Origin of the sequence: Agrobacterium larrymoorei (assembly GCF_013322225.1) — a bacterium.
Lineage (GTDB): Bacteria > Pseudomonadota > Alphaproteobacteria > Rhizobiales > Rhizobiaceae > Agrobacterium > Agrobacterium larrymoorei_A.
Genome location: NZ_JAAMFB010000013.1, coordinates 38,042 through 60,041, shown reverse-complemented (window position 1 = coordinate 60,041; position 22,000 = coordinate 38,042). Strand labels below are relative to the sequence as shown.

Below are 22,000 nucleotides of genomic sequence, written 5' to 3'. Positions count from 1 at the left end.
CTCTGTGTCCTTGGTCATGCTCGGGCTTGTATCGATCATCTGAAAACGCTGAATTTTGCTGACGTCGAAGGTGTCGCAAACAAAAAAAGGCGGGTCACCCCCGCCTTTTCCAATTTCATGTCTACGCCCGAATCAAACCTCGTCGATAGCCTTCTTTTCGTTGCGTGTCGCAAACAGCGAGCCCACGACGCCCGTTACCAAGATCGCTACGGTGATGCCGAGCGAGATGGACGGAGGGATCTTGGCGATTCCCAGCATATCCGCGAGGAAGATCTTGGAACCCACGAACACCAGAACCGCAGCCAGAGCATATTTGAGGTAAGCGAAGCGGTGCATGAGGGCAGCGAGAGCGAAGTACAGCGCGCGCAGGCCGAGGATTGCGAAGATGTTAGACGTGTAGACGATGAACGGATCGGTGGTGATCGCGAAGATCGCCGGGATCGAGTCGACGGCAAAGATCAGGTCGGCAATTTCGACCATGATGAGCGCGAGGAAAAGCGGCGTTACGAAAGTCTTTAGCTTGCCGGTCTTTTCGTCGTGTTTCTTGACGAAAAATCGCTCTTCATAAAGACGGTCAGTAACGGGCAACCGGGTGCGCAGGAACTTAAGGATAGGGTTCTTGCCGATATCCTGCTCGTCATGATCCGAAGAGAACAGCATCTTCACGCCGGTGAAGACAAGGAATGCCGCGAAAAGATAAAGCACCCATTCGAAGTTTTCGACGATTGCAGCGCCAGCTGCGATCATGATGCCGCGCAGAATGATAACGCCGAGGATACCCCAAAGCAGCACGCGGTGCTGATACTCACGCGGGATGGCGAAGTAGGAGAAAATCATGGCGATGATGAAGATGTTGTCCATCGCCAGGCTTTTTTCCACCACGAAGCCTGTGACATATTCCATGGCCGATTGCTGGCCGGACTGGTACCAGATCCAGCCACCAAAGGCCAGGCCGATAGCGATATAGAAGCCGGACATTAGCAGGCTCTCGCGGATGCCGATTTCCTTGGAGTTCTTATGAAGCACGCCCAGATCGAGCGCGAGAAGACCTAAAACGAGAAAAATGAAGACGGCCCACATCCATGTAGCCGTGCCGAGAAAATCCGTAAACAGGAAGTCCATCAGTCAACCCTTGTCCGGACGAGGTTGGCTTAACGGCTGGGGAACGCGTGACAGACAATAGACGTGGCCCCAACCTTTAGAGACTCGACATCGCGTATTGTCCGGTAATACGCCAGAGGGGCCCGAGTCCTGATCACGACGAGGAAATAATGTGGCTAAAAAGCGTTTCAAGAGCAGTCACGAAGTTTTTTTCTCGTTGACAATTTTATGAAGGCCACATAGAAGCCCCACCAACGCCGGGCAGCAATGTCCGGTGTGTTTCGTTGGTTGCCTTGCAGCTTGAACTGTCGTTCGGCAATCGACCTTAACTGACATGTCCCGTGGCTTCTCCATTCGCAAATGTGAGAAACCTGTCAGAGGTCTGGAAATCAGACTTCAGAGGAGGGCGTGTTTCCTTAATCCGGTTTGGCAACAGACCGGTGTAACATTCTGAAAGGAAATGCGATGAGCAAGCGCGAATCGTCCAAGTATAAAATTGACCGCCGCATGGGCGAAAACATCTGGGGCCGTCCTAAGTCTCCAGTAAACCGCCGCGAATACGGCCCAGGCCAGCACGGCCAGCGCCGCAAGGGCAAGATGAGCGACTTCGGTACGCAGCTGCGCGCCAAGCAGAAGCTCAAGGGCTACTACGGCGAAATCCGTGAAAAGCAGTTCCGCGCAACCTACGACGAAGCCAACCGTCGCAAGGGTGATACGTCTGAAAACCTGATCGGCCTGCTCGAGTCGCGTCTGGACGCAATCGTCTACCGCGCAAAGTTCGTTCCGACCGTTTTCGCGGCTCGCCAGTTCGTCAACCATGGCCACGTCACGGTTAACGGCGTTCGCGTCAACATCGGTTCTTACCGTTGCAAGGTCGGCGACGTTATCGAAGTTCGTCAGAAGTCCAAGCAGCTTGCAATCGTTCTCGAAGCTGTTGCTCTGGCTGAGCGCGATGTTCCTGACTACATCGAAGTCGATCACAACAAGATGGTTGCGACGTTTGCTCGCGTACCGGCTCTGTCCGACGTGCCTTACGCCGTCATCATGGAACCGCATCTGGTCGTCGAATTCTACTCGCGTTAATCCGCGTTTAGCATCAATAGAAAAAGCCGCCCTTCGAGGCGGCTTTTTTGTTGTCTGCTTTCAAGCTTGCGGCGGCGTTTGAAGTATACCCCTCTACCTGCCGGGCATCTCGTCCACAGGTGGGGAGATTAGCAAGGCGTACACTCCCTGCCCAACCCGCAGCCTTCAATGTTGGCGAGAGGTCTCAACGAGTCATCTCCCCACCTGTGGGGGAGATGCCCGGCAGGGCAGAGGGGGTATTTACCCCACGCACTGCCGTCGCTTTATCACCAGAAAGCTGAAAAAACGGCTTACTTCTCAAGCCGCCGCCCGCTTGGACAGCAACGGCTCCAACAGCGCAACATCCAGCTCGTCATAGCCATGGATCACCACATCCGGCTCAAGTTCGGCCATCGGCACATCCGTATAGCCGAAGGTGACGCCGATGGAGGGGACGTTGGCGTTCTTTGCGGCCAGAATATCGTTGACGCTATCGCCAACCATGATACTGCGCGCCGGATCGCCGCCCGCTTTTTCGATAGTGCTTAGAATATGGCGGCCATCCGGCTTGCGCCATTCGAAGGTGTCGCCGCAGGTGATGGCTGCGAAACGGTCTTTCAAACCAAGCTTTTCCAAAAGCGGAATTGCCAGAACCGTCGTCTTGTTGGTGCAGACGGCAAGCGTGAAACCTGCCGCGGACAGTCTTTCCAGAGTATCGACTATGCCGGGGTAGGGTGTGCTTTCGCCGGGCATGTGTTCGATGTAATGGGCGATAAAGCGTTCATAAAGCGGCTCGATTTCCGCGTCAGGCAGTTCCCGTTCACGCAGCGCGAAGGCTCGCTTGATCATGATGCGTGCGCCCTGCCCGACAAGGTGGGTCAGATCGGCAAACGTCACGGGTTCGAGACCGGCGGCCTCTATGGTGAAGTTCAGGCTTTCGATAAGGTCAGGGGCCGTATCGACCAACGTTCCGTCAAGATCGAATATCACTAGGGGGGAAGTCAAATGGAAGCCTCGTATCTATGATGTGTTTGTTCGAGCCTAAGCAAAGGGTAGGGCATTTGCAACGAAACCCTTGAATGGCCCATTTCGAACCAGCAAAAACGCTTCCGTTTGGATGGTGAGCCGTGTAAACACTCGGCAGGCGCATGGGTTGGGAGACCTCTAGCAATTTCTCCGGGCCTTTGATGGCGCATGACAATTTTGGGGTTCGCTCTTGTCTATCGAAGCGAAACTCTCATGAATCGACTGGAGTTGCAGGCGTATGGATGCCCGCGAAATGAAGATCAAGGCTGCCGAAGCAGCGCTCTCCTATGTTGAAGACGGAATGCGTCTTGGCATAGGCACTGGTTCTACGGCGGAGGAATTCGTTCGCCTTCTTGCAGAAAAAGTTGCGAATGGTTTGAACGTGCAGGGCGTTCCGACATCCGAGCGCACGGCGCGGCTCTGCGTGGAGCTGGGCGTTCCGCTGAAGTCTCTGGATGAGTTGCCAGAACTGGACCTGACCATAGACGGTGCCGATGAAGTCGATTATTCGCTTCAGTTGGTAAAGGGCGGCGGTGGGGCGTTGCTACGTGAGAAGATCGTTGCTGCCGCATCGGGCCGCATGATCGTGATTGCGGACCAGAGCAAAGTCGTGGAGACGCTCGGCGCGTTTCCCCTGCCAATCGAAATCAATATTTTCGGTCAGGTCGCAACGCGCATCGCCATTGAAAAGCTGGCTTCAAAGCTCGGTCTTTCCGGTGAGATGAAGCTACGCTCGCATGATGGCGATGCCTTCAGGACAGACGGTGGACACCTCATTCTGGACGCATCTTTTGGCCGTATTCCTGATGCAGAAGCGCTGGCATGTGAGCTGAACACGATACCGGGCGTCGTAGAGCACGGACTTTTCATCAATTTGGCATCGCTTGCCATTATTGCCGGGCCGGAAGGCGCCCGTGTAATGCAGGCGAAAATATAACAGGAGCGAGAGATTTCATGATCAAACTGGCCGGACTAGGCAAAGCTGCCGCCGCTTCGATCCTTATTTCCGGTTTCGTGTTCGGCACCGCCGCACGTGCGCAGGAAATTTCGGAAGAGCATATCGCTGCAGCAAGACAGGCAATTGCCTCGCTTGGCGTAACGGATCGTTTCGACAACATCCTGCCGGGTCTTGCCGAGCGCCTGAAGGGTGAATTGATCCAGGCATCGCCGAATGTCGAAGACGCGATTACCGCGACTGTCGACGCCAAGGCTCTGGAACTGGCACCGCGCCGCGCCGATCTGGAGCGTGAAGCTGCGCTGACCTACGCGCGCGCGTTTTCCGTGGAAGAGTTGAAGGCCATTTCCGCATTTTACGGCAGCGAAGCCGGCAAGAAGCTGTTGAAGGACGGTCCTATCGCAACGCGTGAGCTGATGAAGGCCGCCGATATCTGGGCTGCTGGCATCAATCGTGACCTGAATACGTCTTCGATGACCGAACTTCAAAAGGTTGCCGGCGCGGACTTGCAGCCGCTGCCAGCCAACGAAGCGAATATCGGTGGCGCACCTGGCGCTGCGGCGCCTGCGCCAAAGCCCTGATTTCTCGCGATCGTTCAGTTTTTTTCAAAGCCCGGACCCACCTCCGGGCTTTTCTTTTTCCAGTGGTAGAACCTATATGAGGGCCAGTCCGGCGCGTATGACGCTGCCGTGAGACAGGGGTTTATGATGACATCTTATGACTATGATCTTTTCGTTATCGGTGGCGGTTCCGGCGGCGTGCGCAGCGCGCGTGTGGCGGCATCACTCGGCAAGCGCGTCGGCATTGCCGAAGAATACCGGTACGGCGGAACCTGCGTCATAAGAGGCTGCGTGCCGAAAAAGCTGTTCGTCTACGCTTCACAATATCCAGAGCACTTCGAAGATGCCGCAGGCTTCGGCTGGAGCGTGGGTGAGAGCAAATTCGACTGGAAGAAGCTGATCGCTGCCAAGGACAAGGAAATCGAGCGTCTCGAAGGCCTGTATCGCAAGGGTCTGGAGAACGCCAAAGCCGAAATTTTCGATAGCCGCGCAGAGCTTGTCGATGCACATACCGTAAAGCTGGTGAAGACCGGCCAGACCGTGACAGCGGAACGCATCGTCATTGCCGTTGGTGGCACGCCAAATCCTCACGTTGCACTGCCGGGCTATGAATTGACGATCTCGTCCAACGAAGCCTTTCATCTGGAAGAACTGCCGAAGTCTATCCTGATTGCAGGCGGCGGTTACATCGCTGTCGAATTCGCCAACATCTTCCATGGCCTTGGCGTCGAGACCACGCTGATCTATCGAGGCAAGAACATCCTCAACGGCTTCGATGGCGACATGCGCCAAGGGCTGCATGAAGCGATGGAAGCCAAGGGCATCCGTATCATTCTTGAAGATGTTATCGAGGAAGTCAGCAAGGATGGGGCAGGCGGCTTCATGGCCCGCACCAGCAAGGGCCAGTCGGTCCATGTCGGCCTCGTCATGCTGGCGCTGGGTCGTGACCCGAATACGCAAGGTCTCGGCCTTGACAAGGCTGGCGTCGAAACCAATGCGCGGGGTGCGATCGTCGTTGATGAATATTCCCGCACCAACGTGCCGCACATTTATGCGCTGGGCGATGTCACCGACAGGGTACAGCTTACTCCGGTGGCGATCCACGAAGCCATGTGCTTCATCGAAACCGAGTTCAAGAACAATCCGACGAAGCCGGATCATCATCTGATTGCGACCGCCGTATTCTCACAGCCGGAAATCGGCACGGTTGGTCTGTCCGAAGAGCAGGCCTCCGCAAAGTTCGAGGAAATTGAGGTCTACCGCGCGCAGTTCCGCCCGATGAAGGCGACCCTTTCTGGCCGTGGCGAGAAGACCATCATGAAACTCATCGTCAATGCGGCGGACCGCAAGGTCGTCGGCGCGCATATTCTCGGTCACGAGGCTGGTGAAATGGCTCAGCTGCTCGGCATCACACTAAAGGCCGGATGCACAAAGGATGACTTCGACGCCACCATGGCGGTGCACCCAACCGCTGCGGAAGAGCTGGTGACGATGTATTCTCCAAGCTACCGGGTCAGGAACGGCGAGCGCCTCTAGTCTCTGACCTTCTGACATAGGCTATTCTTGTCACCGCCTCGTAGCGCACGGGGCGGCGACGTTTTTAAATCGGTTAGATTCGCTTTTCTTTCCTAAAACCCTACAAAATAGGCCGAAACGGCGGCTGTCCTTGAACATCGACTTTGCAAAGCCTGTCCTTGAGGGTATAAGCCGCGCAAATTTCGAGATCGCCGCCATCTAGTTTAGTTGGCGAGAAAACCAGGTGAGTAAAATGGCACAGAATTGGACGCCCAGCAGCTGGAGACACAAGCCAATCCAGCAGGTTCCCCAGTACCCGGATGCGACAGCACTGGCTGCCACGGAAGCTCAGCTCGCAAGCTATCCACCGCTGGTTTTTGCCGGTGAAGCGCGCCGTTTGAAGAAGCAGCTGGCAAGCGTTGCCGAAGGCGAAGCGTTCCTGCTTCAGGGCGGCGATTGCGCCGAAAGCTTCCTGGAACACGGCGCGGACAATATCCGCGACTTCTTCCGCGCCTTCCTGCAGATGGCCGTGGTTCTGACCTATGGCGCACAGCTTCCTGTCGTCAAGGTCGGCCGCATCGCCGGTCAGTTCGCCAAGCCGCGCTCTTCGAATATCGAGGCGCAGAACGGCGTGGAGCTGCCGTCCTACCGTGGTGACATCATCAACGGCATCGAGTTCAACGAAGCCTCGCGTATCCCCAACCCGGAGCGCCAGCTGGACGCATATCGCCAGTCCGCTGCAACGCTGAACCTGCTGCGCGCTTTCGCCATGGGTGGTTATGCCAACCTTGAGAACGTGCACCAGTGGATGCTCGGCTTCATCAAGGACTCCCCCCAGGCAGATCGTTACCGCAAGCTCGCAAGCCGTATTTCTGAAACCATGGACTTCATGAAGGCCATCGGCATCACTGCGGAAAACAATCCGAGCCTGCGCGAGACCGATTTCTTCACCAGCCATGAAGCCCTGCTGCTCGGCTATGAAGAAGCGTTGACCCGCGTCGACTCGACCTCCGGCGACTGGTACGCCACCTCCGGCCATATGCTGTGGATCGGCGACCGTACCCGCCAGCTGGACCATGCGCACGTCGAGTATTTCCGCGGTATCAAGAACCCGATCGGTCTGAAGTGCGGCCCATCCTTGCAGCCGGACAACCTGATCGAGCTGATCGATGCGCTGAACCCGACCAACGAAGCTGGTCGCCTGACGCTGATCTGCCGTTTCGGCCACGACAGGGTTGCAGACAGCCTGCCAAAGCTTATTCGGGCTGTGGAAAAAGAAGGCCGCAAGGTCGTCTGGTCCTGTGATCCGATGCATGGCAACACAATCACGCTCAACCACTACAAGACGCGTCCGTTCGAGCGTATTCTGTCGGAAGTCGAAAGCTTCTTCCAGATCCACCGCGCCGAAGGCACCCATCCGGGCGGCATCCATATCGAAATGACTGGCAAGGACGTAACGGAATGCACCGGCGGCGCACGCGCCGTTACAGCCGACTCGCTGTCCGACCGTTACCACACCCATTGCGACCCACGCCTCAATGCGGATCAGGCTCTGGAACTGGCGTTCCTGTTGTCCGAGCGCATGAAGAGCGGCCGCGATGAGAAGCGTCTGGCTGTCGTGAACGGCTGAGTTTGGTAAAAGACAATAAGTGAGCCGCCGGAGCGATCCGGCGGCTTTTTTGTTTGAGAGGGAGACGAACTCTTTGGCTCTGTCGAGGCGCAACCTCTCCTCCGTCGTCCTCGGGCTCGACCCGAGGATCTGCGACGTCGCATCCGCAGAACCGTGATTAGATCCTAGGGACAAGCCTTAGGATGACGGAAATCTCCAGGTTTCCCCGATCGTCCAATCACATCACTGCACCAGCGCCGGATGCATGCACCGCACGTCAGTTACCCTGACATCGGCCTCGCCGATCTTCACACCCAGCAGCATCAGCGTGTTATAGAGCACGCTGTCGATCGGAACCGTCGCAACGCTCAGCGTTTCTGCAAGGGCCGCCTGAAGAGGCCCGGGGGAGCCGAGGCTGAGCAGGGGCAGATTGATACTCAGGTCCAGATTGGTCAGAAGCGATTTGACCAGCGAGGTCGTGACATCCTTGGTCGATACGTTCTTGACTAGACCCTGATTGATATCGGTCTGCTGGAAGGTCAGTTTGGTCTTGGTCAGATTGGCCGTGTCGATATGGGCCATGCCGGTGATCGTCACGAGGCTCAGCACGTTGACGAGGGTGGCTTTGGTGACTCGTGGGTCTTTGCCGAAATTGTTGAACGCACTGGTATCAACGTCGCCCAGGGCGATCTCGACGATGCCCGGAACCACCTCCACATCGACCGTGCCCATATTCCCGGCTGAACAGCGAATATCGGCAAGCTTGGCTTCCGCGTTAGCAACTTCTACATAAAGCGGAATATGGACGCCTGTGTTCAACAACGCCTTCAATCCATCCACCCTTACATCGACGGAAAGACGTGTCTGCGCGGTTCGGACGATGGTGCCGGGTGCGCCGGCGGCAAGTGGCGGCGTGCCGACAGGCGGCTCACCGATGGCGAGCGTGATTTTGGTGGAGGTAAGTCCCGGAACGGTGACGCCCGCATCGACGGCGATCTGTTTGCCGCCATTGGCGGCCGTCGCGGCGGCAGAGATGAGGTCGAAAACGCCCGCCTGAACTTTTAGATTCTCAGCCGCCCCGATGGGTTTATCCAGTATCGCATCGAGAGCAATGAGTTTGTTCAGCTTAAGTTTGACGTTGGTTTTGTTGACAGCATTTTCCAGCGTCTTCAGCGCGGCCGTCACGGTCGGCTTCAGCCCGGTCGTCTTGCCAAGCGCGTTGAGAAACTGGCCGTAGGTAATGTCCGTTTGAAGCACATCGCGGTAGGTGCCTGCGGTCAATTTAAGGTCAAGCGCCAGTGCGTCGATAATATGCAGGGCGTTCACATCGGCTGCGACGAGAGCATCATAGTCCATCAGGCTGAGATTGATCTTCGTTCCTAACAGACCGCCGAGCAGGTTGTTGAGCAAGCCGTTATTGATGCTTGCCACGCGCGACCCAACCGAAAACGAGGCCAGCCGCTGTGACGCAGCTGTGCCTACCGCAGACAGGGTCGGGGCTGTCGTGAATGTTCCTGCAAAGAAAATGCGGCCTTTCTCCACGATATTCACCTTCACCGCATTCGTCTGCGCACCGTTTTTAACGAAGCGCTGCCCTACCGGCACGTTGAGGTCCGGCTCGTAGTGGCCTTTGGTGATTTCGGCATAGCCATCGACTGTGGAAAAGACCGTTTCGGTATTGAAGGGTTTGACGCCTTTTTCCGTCAAGAGACCGGATGCGGTTTTGACGCCGAGATTTTTGCCATTCATCTGGAAATACTGCAGCACGGCGTTTTCGACGTTGGTTGCGGATGCGGCGGATAAAGCTGCAAGATCGGCGGTTTGCTGCAACTGCCGCTTTTGCAGGGTCAGGTAGCCATAGTCGACGCCGAGCGCGAGAATACCTGCGATCAGCGGCGCGGTGACCCCCGCCATGATGGCAATGTTGCCGGATCTGTCGCTATGGATCGTTTTCATGAGTGCATGAAACTTGCGCATGTCAGACCCCTCCGATCCGAATTGTCGAGAAGCGCTTGATGGTCTTTTCCGGAAGCGCATAGGTGTAGAGGCTCCAGATCGGCAGGTTGCGCGCATCATATTCCACCGTCACGGTGAACTGGTTGGCATTGCCCGGATCGCTGCCCACGCTCACATTCATGCGTTTCTTGTCCAGAAACGCATAGTCCAGTGCACTCTTGCTGACGAAGTTCCGCGCCAGTGTTTCGCGCTCGCTGGTGCTGAGGCCAGCAACGGCGGTGCGCGCAGCGTCTGCCGCCACCTGTTGCACGGCATAGGCAGCGGTAAGATAGATGCCGTAAGCAATCATCGTCAGTAGAACCATTATGAAGACAGGCGCAATGATTGCGAACTCGACGGCCGATGAGCCCGAGCGATTGCGGAGTATGTTGGCCAGTCGTGCCATGCTTTTCCCCCGAAATACGGATATTATTATTTTCGAAAAAACTAATTTAGAGATATTGATTTTTAATTAACGACATCACTTACGGTTGTGCCGACAACCGAACGATAAGCTTCGAAAACTTCGGGTAGATGTTTTGAAATGAAACGGTATGGCACTTGAGCGCTTCATTTCAAATGGAAGGGTTCCAACTCTTCCGGTCGGCAGGCCAGCGACATGCCGACACTGCTTTATATCAGCCGCAGTCCCTTGAAGCTGACATGCCCGTCCTTGCCGATGATGATGTGGTCATGCACGGCGATGCCCAGCGGCTTTGCCGTATCGATGATGGTCTTCGTCATCTCTATATCGGCGCGAGATGGGGTAGGGTCGCCGCTCGGATGATTGTGCACGAGGATGATGGCAGTTGAGGAAAGCTCCAATGCACGCCGCACCACTTCACGCGGATAAACCGGCGTATGGTCCACGGTGCCATGGCCCTGCACCTCATCGGCAATCAATACGTTGCGCTTGTCGAGAAACAGAATCCGGAACTGCTCGCGGGTTTCGTGCGCCATGGCGGCGTGGCAGTAATCGATGACGGATGACCAGGAGCCAAGCACCTGCTTGTTGCGAATTTCGCTTTTGAGCATGCGTTGTGAAACGGATGCGATCAACTTCAGGTCCAGCGCCACGGCTTCGCCCACGCCTTTCACTTCTTGGAGAAGCCCGACCGGTGCGCCCAAAACCCCGCCAAGTGTGCCGAAGCGGGCGATCAGCGCCTTGGCAATCGGCTTTGTGTCGCGTCTAGGAATAAGCCGGAAAAGCAACAGTTCCAGCAATTCATAGTCGGCCAATGCCACATCGCCGTTCTCTCGATATTTGGCGCGCAACCGTTCGCGATGGCCGTGATAATGCGCCATGTCTTCAACCGGAGACGCCACTTCCTCCGCCTTGGTTTTTCTCGACGCGGGACGCGGTTCAGCGAAGTAACCGCGCTCGTCCATCGGTTCGAACAGATCGTTGCCGCCGTTCTCTTCCTGAAACGACGTTGCTTTTTCGGTCGGAGAAGAGGGGCGTTTTGCCATGTGGCGATGACTTTCGAATTAAAGCGGCGGCAGGCCGGGGCGGTCGAAGCCACCCGGGGAAAGCGTGAAGATCTCGCAACCGGTGGCGGTCACGCCAACCGCATGTTCGTATTGCGCAGAAAGCGAACGGTCCCGTGTTACCGCCGTCCAGCCATCGGAAAGCACCTTCACGTGCGGCTTGCCGAGATTGATCATCGGCTCGATGGTGAAGATCATGCCTTCGCGGATTTCCGGCCCGTCGCTTTCCTTGCCGTAGTGGAGGATGTTCGGCGTGTCGTGGAAAAGGCGTCCCACGCCATGGCCGCAGAAATCCGTCACCACGGAGCAGCGTTCGGCCTCCGCATAGGTCTGAATGGCCGCGCCGATTGCGCCGGTCCGAGCGCCGGGTCTGACGGCGGCGATGCCACGCATCAGGCATTCATAGGTCACTTCCAGAAGCCGTTCCGCTGCCCGCTTGATCTGGCCGACGGGATACATGCGGCTCGAATCGCCATACCAGCCATCGAGAATATAGGTCACGTCGATATTGACGACATCTCCCTCGCGCAGTGGCTTGTCATCGGGAATACCGTGGCAGACCACATGATTGATGGAGGTGCAGACGGATTTCGTGTAACCGCGATAATTCAAGGTGGCGGGCAGGGCACCGTGATCCGCGCCGAATTCGAATACGAAGCGGTCGATGGCATTGGTGGTAACACCGGGCTTTACGATGCTCGCCAGTTCGTCCAAACAGCGCGCCGTCAGCTGGCTTGCCTTGCGCATGCCCTCGAAGTCTTCAGAATTATACAGGCGGATGACGCCCGTATTCTTCATGGGAGCCGATGCCGCATCGATATAAGTAACCATTGAACCGCTTTCTATTTTGCATCTGCGTTCATAAAGCAGCAGAGTGGCCGCCGTCTATTGCAACAATGGTTCTGGCCACAATTTCCAGTGAAGATACATGGCACCGGATGGCGTAGGCTTCAACACCACGCGCCATCGCCCGCTGAAATGCCGCTGCATAGACCGGATCGAGATCGCCGCAGATTCGCATCCTCCCGCAATCGTTCCGTTGTATCAGATAAAGCATCACCGCACGGTGACCGGCCTGCGCCGCATTGCCCAGCTCTTCCAGATGCTTTGCGCCGCGCAGGGTGGCCGTATCGGGAAATTCCGCCAGACCCTGCTCGCGCATGAAATGCACGTTCTTCACTTCGACATAGGCGTCCGGCCTACCGGGAGCGGATAGCAGGAAATCGATGCGGGAGTTGATGCCGTAACGCTGTTCACGCTTGATTGTCGTGTAGCCGCGAAGCGAAGGGATTCGCTCGTTGCGGATTGCCTCTTCTGTCAATCGGTTCGGCATTCCAGTATTGATACCAACGACCGTGCTATCCGCCTCCACCAGTTCCAGCATGTGGCGATATTTGCGGGTAGGGCTGTTATGCTCGGATATCCAAATGCGCGACCCAGGCGTCGTCAGCCCTCTCATGGAGCCGGTGTTGGGGCACGAGCCGGTGATGGCCGTGCCGTCTTCCAGAATGGCATCGAAGAGGAAGCGCTTGTACCGGGCAACCAGAGTGGCGGGAATGAGTGGAGAATCAAAGATCATGTCCACAGTGTCGTCGTGCGCTCACGCTTATTCAAGAACATAGGTGCCGGGCGCGTCGCAAAGCGGCGGCAGGGCTCCATCGCCGGGTATACGGGCGGCAACCTTGCGCTGCCTGCTCTGTTTTTCGAGCCAGCCTTGCCAATGCGGCCACCAGGAACCTTTGTGCGCTGTCGCTGCCTGCTGCCAGGCATCGAAATCACCGTTCGGTGATGTGCCTGTCCAGAATTGATACTTCTCGGCGTCGGGCGGATTGACGACGCCGGCTATGTGGCCGGACGCGCCCAGTACAAACTCCACCGGTCCACCAAAAAGCGAAGCACCGGTAAATACAGACTTTGCCGGTGCGATATGGTCCTCCCGCGTTGCCATGTCGTAGACGGGGATTTTGATATCCGCGAGATTGATCACCTTGCCATCCACCTTCATCCGGCCTTCGGCCAGATTGTTCTCCAGATAACAATTGCGCAGATAGAAAGAGTGGTTGGCTGCCGCGACGCGGGTGGAATCGGAATTCCAGTAGAGGAGATCGAAAGGCGGCGGTTGCGCGCCGCGCAGATAATTATCGACCACATAGGGCCAGATCAGGTCGGATGCCCTCAGCATATTGAAGACGCTGGCCATGATCGCGCCGTCCAGATAACCCACCGCTTTCATATGTGCATCGAGTGCCGCCAGTTGCGCCTCGTCGATGAAGATTTTCAGGTCGCCCGCGTGGGTGAAATCCGTTTGTGCTGCAAGGAAAGTTGCGGTGCTGATGCGCTTGTTCTTTTCCTGTACGTGAAGAGCCAGCGTCGATGCCAAAAGCGTGCCGCCAATGCAGTACCCTATGGCATTGACTTTGCTCTCGCCCGTTGCCTGCTCGATGGCGTCAAGCGCGAAGTCTATGCCCTCATGCGTGTAGCTCTCCCAACCTTTCTTCGCGTGGCGCGCATCCGGGTTGATCCAGGACACCATGAAGACGCTGTGACCTTGATCGACGCACCATTTGACGAAGGATTTTCGGGCGTTGAGGTCCAGAATGTAGAACTTGTTGATCCAGGGAGGGATGATCAGCAGGGGGCGCTTGAACACTTTCTCGGTGGAAGGGGCATACTGAATGATCTCGCATAGATCGCTGCGTGAAATCACCTTGCCGGGTGTGATCGCCACATTCTGCCCAATGACGAATTTGCTGTAATCCGTCTGCCGCAGTTTGAGGTTGCCCTTGCCCGCCGCCATGTCTTCGGCAAGCTGCGCCATACCCTTGACCAGATTGGCGCCGCTGGTGGCCACCGTCTCACGAAACACCTGCGGGTTGGTGAATGTGAAATTGGCAGGGGAGATGGCCTCTATCACTTGCCGTACATAGAAGCGTGCCTTCTCCCGGGTGCGCTCGTCCAGGCCATCAGCCTGCACGACCATGGTTTCCGCCCAGCTTGCAGTGGCAGAATGCAGTTTTTGCAAAAGATCGAAGAACGGATTGGCCTGCCAGTCGGCATCTGCAAAGCGCCTGTCCTGTTTCTTTTCCGATGGCTTCGGCGCTTCGCCCATCTGCTGGCTTGCGAACTGCGTCAGGGATTTCTGCCATATATCAAAATAGCTCGAAAGCAGATGCGTCTGCGCCTCGATGGAACGCTGCGGCTCGGCCATCCAGTATTCCGCGACATCCGACAACGTTTGAAACAGATCGCTCATCGGACTTGTGTTGGTCGGCGGAATTTCTCCGCTTTCACGCGGCGCAAGCCATTCCGATGCTGCTTTGCCGAGGTTTTCTACGGCGCGGGCAATGTTCATGGCGAAGGCTTGAGGATCGCGTAGAATATAGGCATCGGCGGATTTAGGGTCGAAGCCGGAAGGTTTTTCCTGGCTCCCATTCTCCCCGCCCTGTTTGCCTGCCATGCATTCGTCTCCGGCGCATTTTTGTGTTTGCACATTCTGCATGAAAACGAATACAAGTTCCAGCAGGATGGACGCCAGTATGACAGCGTCCGAAACACGCACGATTCTTGACAGGCGGGACAACGGAAATGGGCAAGACTTTGGGAAGCTTGAAGAAGGCGGCTGGACTGTCGGTTTGCGCTGGGCTTCCGCTTATGCTTGCGGCGTGCACCACGCCCAAGCCACTGGTCGATCCCGTTCACATGGAGCGCCCGAAGGCGCAGGTGGTCGGACCTCAACGCGTCAGCACCGCGCCGTCGCAAAAGCAGTCCACCGGAACCTTTCCCACGTTCGCCAAGCCAATCACCGCTGCCATGCCTCAAATGACGGACGACGAAGCGACGACGATGGAGCAGAACCTCTCCCATCTGGCCGTAGCACGCCGCAAGGGCAGCATTTCGGAGGCTGAATACAAGCGCCGCGTGGCAGAACTCCGCGCGCTGTCGGAAGCACAACAGCCGGTGGCAACGCCTGCTGCTTCTCAGTGAATTGTGGTGCCGCAGTGAGGCTGGGTTTATCTCTCCCCCTTGTGGGAGAGAAAGCGATTTCAACATCTTAAGCTCCACTTAAGTGTTAGAAATCCGCAAGTGAGGGGTCTGCTTGCCGCAAGCGTTGCCCAACCCCTCACCTAGAAAATCTACGACTTAGCTGAAGCTAAGATCGTGATTTTCTGTCCTCTCCCACACGGGGAGAGGTAACCCAGCCGCGTCCGCTTCAGCTACCCCAATCCTTAACAAAACCCTTTCCACACCCATCGCCTTCTACGCTTTCATTCAACCGCTGGCTTACCGCGTTCCTTAAGTCGATAGAGGCACTTCATCCGCTATAACTTTTCCCATGTGAGGCCACTCGATGGCAGGCGCTGGGGAGCGTGAAAAGATGAAATGCTTTTTTGTAATGATGTTGATTGCCGGTGCGATTTTCACGCCCGCAGAGGCCAAGGCGCCATTTATGTTTGCGAGCCACGTCGGGCATTCGCGCTAATACAACGCGTGGACATTAGGGCGGTGTCAGTCGTTTCCGGCGGCGCTGCTCAGGGCATCCAGATCAGGCACGGTTATGTGCCGGTTGTTCTCGATCTGGATGATGTTTTCCTTCTTCAACTTCGTCATCTGGCGGCTGACGGTTTCGATGGTGAGCCCTAAGAAATCGGCAATATCGGCGCGTGACAGCGGCAGGTCGAAACTGGACTTGTCATCCTTTTCCGGATCGATGTGAGTGGCTATCAGGTAGAGGAAGCTTGCGACCTTCTCCTGCGCGGTCTTGCGTCCGAGTGTCAGCATCCAGTCGCGGGCTTCATCCAGTTCCTTGAGCGACTGGCTGTGAAGCTTGCGCTCCATACCCGGCACATCGCCGACCATGCGGTCCACGGCGCGGCGGGGAAAAAGGCAGATTTCCACATCCGTTGCGGCTTCCGCAGACATGCTGCTTTCCGCGTTGAATGGGCGACCGAGAAAATCCGGGGCGAATTGCAGGCCGACGATCTGCTGCCTGCCATCGCTCATCATCTTGGAAAGCTTCACGACGCCGCTGAGAATATTGGCGTAATACGGAACTAGTTCACCCTGTCCCAGCAATTCGTTGCCCGGCTCCAGTCTCTTGCGGCTGGAGTGTCGGCTGAGTTCGATCAGTTGCCAGGGCGTCAGCACGCCGCACAAACCGCCATGTCGCGCCTCGCATGAGCGGCATACGACCGGCATTTCCGAATTATGGATGTTCCTTTGCAGCGTATCCATGGGCGTATGTCCGATCCTCAAGCGTCGGGCAGATGTTGTCCCCCCGGACCCCCATCTCTACCCTCGAGAGCCGTATTCCGCCGACTCCCGTAAGGGGATGTTTATGTCCTCACTTGATCGAAGTCAAAGTTGCAAACTGTCGCACCATGTATCCCATAGTCGCAGATTTGATACATGTTAAAAAAAGAAAGGGAAGCGCGATGGACGAGCAACTGATCCGAAAATTCGCCGGGCCGGTTCCGCGTTACACCAGCTACCCGACTGCCCCGCATTTCCACAATGGTGTCGATTCGCAGACCTATGCGTCATGGCTGAGGGGGCTCGGCGCGGAAAACAGCTTGTCTCTTTATGTGCATATTCCCTATTGCGACCGGCTCTGCTGGTTCTGCGCCTGCCACACCAAGCACACGCTGCGCTATGAGCCGATCGCCACCTATCTGAAATCGCTCCACCGGGAAATCGAGTCTGTCGGCAGGCATGTGTCGTCTGAAACGAAAGTCACCGCCGTCCATTTCGGCGGCGGCTCGCCCACGATGGTTGAGCCCGAAGACATGATTGCGCTGATGCACTGTCTGCGCTCCGCATTTTGCTTTGCGGAGAATGCGGAAATCAGCGTCGAGATGGACCCCAATGATCTGGACGAAGGGCGCTACGATGCGCTGGCCGCCATCGGCATGACCCGCGCGAGTCTTGGTGTGCAGGATTTCGATGCGAAAGTACAGAAAACCATCAATCGCATCCAGAGCTTCGAGCAGACCAGATCGGTTGTGGATGCTGTGCGGGCGAGGGGCGTTCGTTCGGTCAACTGCGACATTCTATATGGCCTGCCATATCAGACGGTCGATACGCTCAGAGACACGGTGCGACAGATCATTTCGCTCGATCCGGACCGCATTGCGCTGTTCGGTTACGCCCATGTACCGTGGATGAAAAAGCATCAGAGCATGATCTCCGAAAAGGCCCTACCAAACGTTTACGAGCGCTACCGCCAGATGACCGTTGCTGGAGAAATGCTGAGGCAAGCGGGGTATCATACCATCGGTATCGACCACTTCGCCAAGCCGGGCGACACCTTGGCGCGCGCCTTGAATGACGGTGAGCTGCGCCGCAATTTTCAGGGTTACACGGATGACAGCGCAGATGCGCTGATCGGTCTCGGCGCATCGGCCATCGGCAAATTACCTCAGGGCTATGTGCAAAACATGGTTGCGACCGGCGAGTATGAGCGGGCGGCCGATACCGGCGGGCTATGCGTCGTCAAGGGTATAGAGCTGTCTGTTGAGGACCGCGTTCGCGCTTTCGTCATCGAACGCATCATGTGCGACTTCTCGCTCGATTTCTTCGCTCTGGAGCAGCTTTTCGGTGTCGATTCCGAGGAGGCGATCATGGAGGCTGTAGACTTTGCCCGAAGCGAGCGAGACGGGTTGGTGAAGCTGAGTGGTGACAGATTTTCTTTGACCGAGGCCGGAAAACCTTTTGCAAGAAGCATCGCCGCAATTTTCGATACTTATCTCACGAGCGGTCGGGGACGTCATTCTGTGGCGGTTTGATGTGTAGGGCATGGGCAACACTTTGCCCTCAAATTTCAACTGACCCTCACGAAACCATTGGCTTTTCTGCCCAACTTGCCTATGTGGTGCGTCAGAAGAGACCTTTATAATCAAGAACACGAAGGATTACGGGCGTGACAGCTACATTCGACAAGGTTGCAGACATCATTGCTGACACCAGCGAAATCGACCGCGAAACCATTACGCCGGAAAGCCATACGATCGACGATCTCGGCATCGACAGCCTGGACTTTCTCGATATCGTCTTTGCGATCGACAAGGAATTCGGCATCAAGATCCCGCTCGAGCAGTGGACGCAGGAAGTCAACGAAGGCAAGGTTTCGACCGAGGAATACTTCGTTCTGAAGAACCTCTGCGCCAAAATTGACGAGCTGAAGGCCGCCAAGGGCTGAGTTTTTTGATGGCCTGCCTTTGATGGCAGACCGCTTGCTACATACACGTCGTCATCCTCGGGTCAGGCCCGAGGATGACGCAGTGACTGGACGGTGTCTGCATTAAAGCACCTCCACGGCCTACCACCCCACGGACCAAAAACATGCTCCTCGAATACTTCCAGATGGTGGACCGCATCGAATCAATCGATAGATCGGCCCGTATACTCAAGGCCCGCTCGGTCGTGCCGGACAAGAGCCCGGTCTTCGAAGGTCATTTTCCTGGCATGCCGCTGGTCCCCGGCGTGTTGTTGATCGAAACCATGGCGCAGACATCCGGTATGCTCGTTCTGGCCATGACCGATTTCGCCGCCATGCCGTTTTTGATGACGGTCGACGGTGCGAAGATGCGCACCTTTGTCGAACCCAATGCCGTTCTCGATATCGAGGCCTATCTGGAACATGACGGCTCAGGTTTTGCCGTGACCAAGGCCAAGATCACGTCTGAGGGCAAGAAGGTATGCGACGCGCAATTGAAGCTCCGCACCATGCCTTTCTCTGAAATTCCGCTCGGCCCTGTCGTCAAGAAGCGCGCCGAGGAAATAGGATTGATGGCGGCGATTGCTGCTGACGTTTCTATCTAAACTCCCTCATTCCTGTGCTTGTCACAGGAATCCAGTCGACGCGCGTCTGCGCGGCGGGAAGAGTCTTTCAGCACAGGACTGGGCTGACTGGATTCCTGTCACAAGGACAGGAATGAGGAGATGTCGAAGGTCGTGAAACCATTTGTGCCCATCGTCGGCACTATTTTCCAACTCTAAAACGCTGAAAAGTCACGCATTGAGACGTGTCTTGTGGCCTTCGCCATTGCAAAGCGTCATCCCGCCCTTTATTTCGCATGGCAACTGCGGCGTTATTGCCGTTTTTGATGGCTGGCCCGGCGATGCTCTCTCCCGGAAAAGCGACGAAGGATGACGGATGATGAAGTCTGACAATGATGTGGTGATTACCGGGGTCGGTATCGTGACCTGTCATGGTGTCGGTAAAGACGCCCATATTGCGCTGCTCTCCAGCACCACGACGCCGCAGGCGATTGTGGAGACGGAGAAGTTTGCGCCTTATCCCATCCATCCTCTGCCGGAAATCGATTGGTCCGCCCAGATTGGCCGTAAGGATCAGCGCCAGATGGAAAACTGGCAGCGTCTGGGCGTTTTCGCCGCGGGCCTGGCACTTGACGATGCTGGGCTGAAGGAAGATCCGGAAGCCTGCGGCACGATGGATATGATCGTCGCAGCCGGTGGCGGCGAGCGCGATATCAATGTCGATACGCTGATCGTGGATGAGGGTCTGAAGCGCAACGACCGCGAGGTCATGCTCAACGAGAAGCTGACGACCGAACTGCGCCCGACGCTGTTCCTTGCCCAGCTTTCGAACCTGATGGCCGGGAACATTTCCATCGTCCACAAGGTCACCGGCTCCTCGCGCACCTTCATGGGTGAAGAGGGAGCGGGCATTTCCGCCGTCGAGACCGCATTTTATCGCATCCGTTCCGGCGAATCGAGCCACGCGCTGGTCGGCGGTGCTTTCGCAGCCGAACGCCCGGATATGACGCTGCTGTTCGAAGCCATCGGCGCACATGCGCAGGGTGCCTGGCAGCCTTTATGGTCGCGTGAAGATGGCAAGGGCGGTGGCATGATAACCGGTTCCGTCGGCGCCTTCCTGGTTCTGGAATCGCGCAAGCGCGCAGAGGCACGCGGTGCGCATATCTATGCCCGCATCGATGCCCTTGAGGGAGATCGCGGCAGCCGCGAAGAGGGTAAGCTCGAGACGCGTCTTGAGCGCCTCCTGGCTCCCGCCAGTGATGCAGCCGAGACCGTCGTGTTCTCCGGTGCCAGCGGTTATGACGGACTGACGGTTCGTGAGAAGGGTATTCTCGAAAAGGCACTGCCCAATGCCGTCATTCGCGGCTTCGGCGGTGTCACCGGCCACGCACTTGAGGCGCAGTTCCCGCTGGGCCTGGCGCTGGCAGCACTTGCGCTGCAAAGTGGCGCGAAAGTTCCGGCTTTCGATAGCGCCGAGGAAAAACCGATGACCGTTGCAGCAGGGCAGGCAGTCGTCACCACGGTTGGCCATGTGCGCGGCGAAGGTGTCGCCGTTCTTTCCAAAGACGTTTGAGGAGTAGAGACCATGGCATCCAGCAATTTCAGGGATCACCTTGGCCGTCCAATCGTTGCCGTTACCGGCATGGGTATCATCACGTCCTTGGGGCAGGGGGTTGAAGATAACTGGGCGGCTCTGACGTCCGGCAAATCCGGCATCCGCAAGATCACCCGTTTCCCGACGGATAATCTCTCGACCAGAATTTCCGGCATGGTCGATTTCATCGACATTCCGGTTCCGAACTCGGTCGAGCGCTCTTACGCATTCGCTCGCGAAACCACCATTGAGGCATTGGCGCAAGCAGGTCTTTCCGGTGATTTCGGTGGCCCGCTGTTTCTCGCAGCCCCACCCATCGAGCCGGAGTGGAGCGCCCGTTTCGAGCTTGGCGACCGCTCTCCGCCTGCACAGAAGCCAGGCGATGCCTATGATCGCTTCATGGCCGCACTTCGCGAGCGCCCCGATCCGGCCTTTCAGGAAGCTGCACTCTTTGGTGCGATTTCCGAACGTCTTTCGGATAAGTTCGGCACACGCGGCCTGCCGGTCACTCTGTCTACTGCTTGCGCATCGGGTGCCACGGCTATCCAGCTTGGCGTCGAGGCCATTCGGCAGGGCCGCACGGATCGCGCCTTGACGGTTGCGACGGATGGCTCGGTCAGCGCGGAAGCGCTCATCCGCTTCTCGCTTCTGTCGGCACTTTCCACGCAAAACGACCCGCCAGAAAAGGCATCGAAGCCGTTCAGCAAGGATCGCGATGGTTTCGTAATTGCCGAAGGCTCTGCCACGCTGGTGCTGGAATCGCTTGAATCCGCCGTCGCTCGTGGTGCGAAGGTTCTCGGCATCATCAAGGGCGCTGGCGAAAAGGCTGACAGCTTTCACCGCACGCGCTCGTCGCCGGATGGCGGCCCTGCGATTGCGTCCATTCGTGCGGCGCTCGCGGATGCGGGTGTGGCCGAAGGCGGCATCAACTACATCAATGCGCACGGCACCTCGACGCCGGAAAACGACAAGATGGAATATGGCTCCATGCTCGCCGTCTTTGGAGAGGGTTTGAAGTCGATCCCGGTTTCGTCCAACAAGTCGATGATCGGGCATACGCTGACGGCCGCCGGTGCGGTTGAAGCCGTGTTCTCGCTCCAGACCATGCTGACCGGAACCGTGCCGCCGACCATCAACTATACCAATCCAGACCCGACAATCGTTCTTGATGTCGTGCCGAATGTGAAGCGTGACGCTGAGGTAAGTGCCGTGCTTTCCAATTCCTTCGGCTTTGGCGGCCAGAACGCAAGCCTTGTCATGACGCGGGAACCGGCTTAATCGGTTCCCCAACTGCAAAACGATATAACGCCTTCGGGCGA

Annotated in this window: 20 protein-coding genes; 11 read left to right on the top strand and 9 right to left on the bottom strand. The window is 56.9% G+C overall.

The window, feature by feature from the left end; translation table 11 throughout:
• Positions 1–132: 132 nt before the first annotated feature.
• Entirely contained in the window at positions 133–1,122 is a 990-nt protein-coding gene (locus G6L28_RS08115) for a TerC family protein (RefSeq protein WP_174063282.1), read from the bottom strand.
• 444 nt (positions 1,123–1,566) lie between these two features.
• Here G6L28_RS08115 and rpsD point away from each other — a divergent pair, with 444 nt between their 5' ends.
• Positions 1,567–2,184, top strand: a complete 618-nt coding sequence (gene rpsD, locus G6L28_RS08110) for a 30S ribosomal protein S4 (protein ID WP_174063281.1) — start codon at positions 1,567–1,569, stop codon at positions 2,182–2,184.
• Positions 2,185–2,481: 297 nt separating this feature from the next.
• Here the strand turns inward: rpsD and G6L28_RS08105 are convergent, their stop codons facing one another.
• Complete coding sequence (locus G6L28_RS08105) at positions 2,482–3,168, bottom strand: HAD family hydrolase (RefSeq protein WP_174063280.1); 687 nt, start codon at positions 3,166–3,168, stop codon at positions 2,482–2,484.
• Positions 3,169–3,427: 259 nt separating this feature from the next.
• Between G6L28_RS08105 and rpiA the strand changes: the two genes are divergently transcribed.
• The 4 genes from rpiA to G6L28_RS08085 all read left to right on the top strand — a co-directional run bounded on the left by rpiA (position 3,428) and on the right by G6L28_RS08085 (position 7,849).
• The gene (gene rpiA, locus G6L28_RS08100; RefSeq protein WP_174063279.1) at positions 3,428–4,126 is read left to right on the top strand and encodes a ribose-5-phosphate isomerase RpiA; all 699 of its coding nucleotides are present in this window, start codon (positions 3,428–3,430) and stop codon (positions 4,124–4,126) included.
• 17 nt (positions 4,127–4,143) lie between these two features.
• Complete coding sequence (locus G6L28_RS08095; protein WP_174063278.1) at positions 4,144–4,725, top strand: DUF2059 domain-containing protein; 582 nt, start codon at positions 4,144–4,146, stop codon at positions 4,723–4,725.
• Between the two features lie 126 nt (positions 4,726–4,851).
• Positions 4,852–6,240: a glutathione-disulfide reductase gene (gor, locus tag G6L28_RS08090; protein WP_174063277.1), complete on the top strand. Its 1,389-nt coding sequence runs from the start codon at positions 4,852–4,854 to the stop codon at positions 6,238–6,240.
• A 232-nt stretch (positions 6,241–6,472) separates the two neighbouring features.
• A complete protein-coding gene (locus G6L28_RS08085; RefSeq protein WP_174063276.1) occupies positions 6,473–7,849 on the top strand; it encodes a class II 3-deoxy-7-phosphoheptulonate synthase in 1,377 nt (458 codons plus the stop codon).
• 222 nt (positions 7,850–8,071) lie between these two features.
• Here the strand turns inward: G6L28_RS08085 and G6L28_RS08080 are convergent, their stop codons facing one another.
• The 6 genes from G6L28_RS08080 to G6L28_RS08055 all read right to left on the bottom strand — a co-directional run bounded on the left by G6L28_RS08080 (position 8,072) and on the right by G6L28_RS08055 (position 14,768).
• On the bottom strand, positions 8,072–9,805 hold the full coding sequence (locus tag G6L28_RS08080) for a pilus assembly protein TadG-related protein (protein WP_174063275.1): 1,734 nt from the start codon (positions 9,803–9,805) through the stop codon (positions 8,072–8,074).
• 1 nt (position 9,806) lies between these two features.
• The gene (locus G6L28_RS08075) at positions 9,807–10,229 is read right to left on the bottom strand and encodes a TadE/TadG family type IV pilus assembly protein (protein WP_174063274.1); all 423 of its coding nucleotides are present in this window, start codon (positions 10,227–10,229) and stop codon (positions 9,807–9,809) included.
• Positions 10,230–10,456: 227 nt separating this feature from the next.
• Complete coding sequence (gene radC / locus G6L28_RS08070) at positions 10,457–11,293, bottom strand: RadC family protein (RefSeq protein WP_174063273.1); 837 nt, start codon at positions 11,291–11,293, stop codon at positions 10,457–10,459.
• A gap of 18 nt (positions 11,294–11,311) precedes the next feature.
• Entirely contained in the window at positions 11,312–12,142 is an 831-nt protein-coding gene (gene map, locus G6L28_RS08065; protein WP_174063272.1) for a type I methionyl aminopeptidase, read from the bottom strand.
• A gap of 28 nt (positions 12,143–12,170) precedes the next feature.
• Complete coding sequence (gene sfsA, locus G6L28_RS08060) at positions 12,171–12,890, bottom strand: DNA/RNA nuclease SfsA (RefSeq protein ID WP_174063271.1); 720 nt, start codon at positions 12,888–12,890, stop codon at positions 12,171–12,173.
• A gap of 27 nt (positions 12,891–12,917) precedes the next feature.
• Positions 12,918–14,768 carry a PHA/PHB synthase family protein gene (locus G6L28_RS08055; RefSeq protein ID WP_174063270.1) on the bottom strand — a complete coding sequence of 617 codons (1,851 nt, stop codon included), beginning with the start codon at positions 14,766–14,768 and terminating at the stop codon, positions 12,918–12,920.
• Positions 14,769–14,896: 128 nt separating this feature from the next.
• On the opposite strand from G6L28_RS08055, the gene G6L28_RS08050 reads away from it, so the two are divergent.
• Positions 14,897–15,295, top strand: a complete 399-nt coding sequence (locus G6L28_RS08050) for a hypothetical protein (protein ID WP_174063269.1) — start codon at positions 14,897–14,899, stop codon at positions 15,293–15,295.
• A gap of 522 nt (positions 15,296–15,817) precedes the next feature.
• On the opposite strand, the gene fnrN is transcribed toward G6L28_RS08050, so the two are convergent.
• Positions 15,818–16,543, bottom strand: coding sequence for a transcriptional regulator FnrN (gene fnrN, locus G6L28_RS08045; protein ID WP_174063268.1), 726 nt, complete (start codon positions 16,541–16,543; stop codon positions 15,818–15,820).
• Between the two features lie 200 nt (positions 16,544–16,743).
• Between fnrN and hemN the strand changes: the two genes are divergently transcribed.
• The 5 genes from hemN (at position 16,744) to G6L28_RS08020 (ending at position 21,959) form a co-directional block, all read left to right on the top strand.
• Positions 16,744–18,093 carry an oxygen-independent coproporphyrinogen III oxidase gene (hemN, locus tag G6L28_RS08040; RefSeq protein WP_174063267.1) on the top strand — a complete coding sequence of 450 codons (1,350 nt, stop codon included), beginning with the start codon at positions 16,744–16,746 and terminating at the stop codon, positions 18,091–18,093.
• A 134-nt stretch (positions 18,094–18,227) separates the two neighbouring features.
• On the top strand, positions 18,228–18,506 hold the full coding sequence (locus tag G6L28_RS08035; protein WP_027675812.1) for an acyl carrier protein: 279 nt from the start codon (positions 18,228–18,230) through the stop codon (positions 18,504–18,506).
• A 143-nt stretch (positions 18,507–18,649) separates the two neighbouring features.
• Complete coding sequence (locus G6L28_RS08030; RefSeq protein ID WP_174063266.1) at positions 18,650–19,129, top strand: 3-hydroxyacyl-ACP dehydratase FabZ family protein; 480 nt, start codon at positions 18,650–18,652, stop codon at positions 19,127–19,129.
• A gap of 334 nt (positions 19,130–19,463) precedes the next feature.
• Positions 19,464–20,660: a beta-ketoacyl-ACP synthase gene (locus G6L28_RS08025; protein WP_174063265.1), complete on the top strand. Its 1,197-nt coding sequence runs from the start codon at positions 19,464–19,466 to the stop codon at positions 20,658–20,660.
• Between the two features lie 12 nt (positions 20,661–20,672).
• Positions 20,673–21,959, top strand: coding sequence for a beta-ketoacyl-ACP synthase (locus G6L28_RS08020; protein ID WP_174063264.1), 1,287 nt, complete (start codon positions 20,673–20,675; stop codon positions 21,957–21,959).
• Positions 21,960–22,000: the final 41 nt, after the last annotated feature.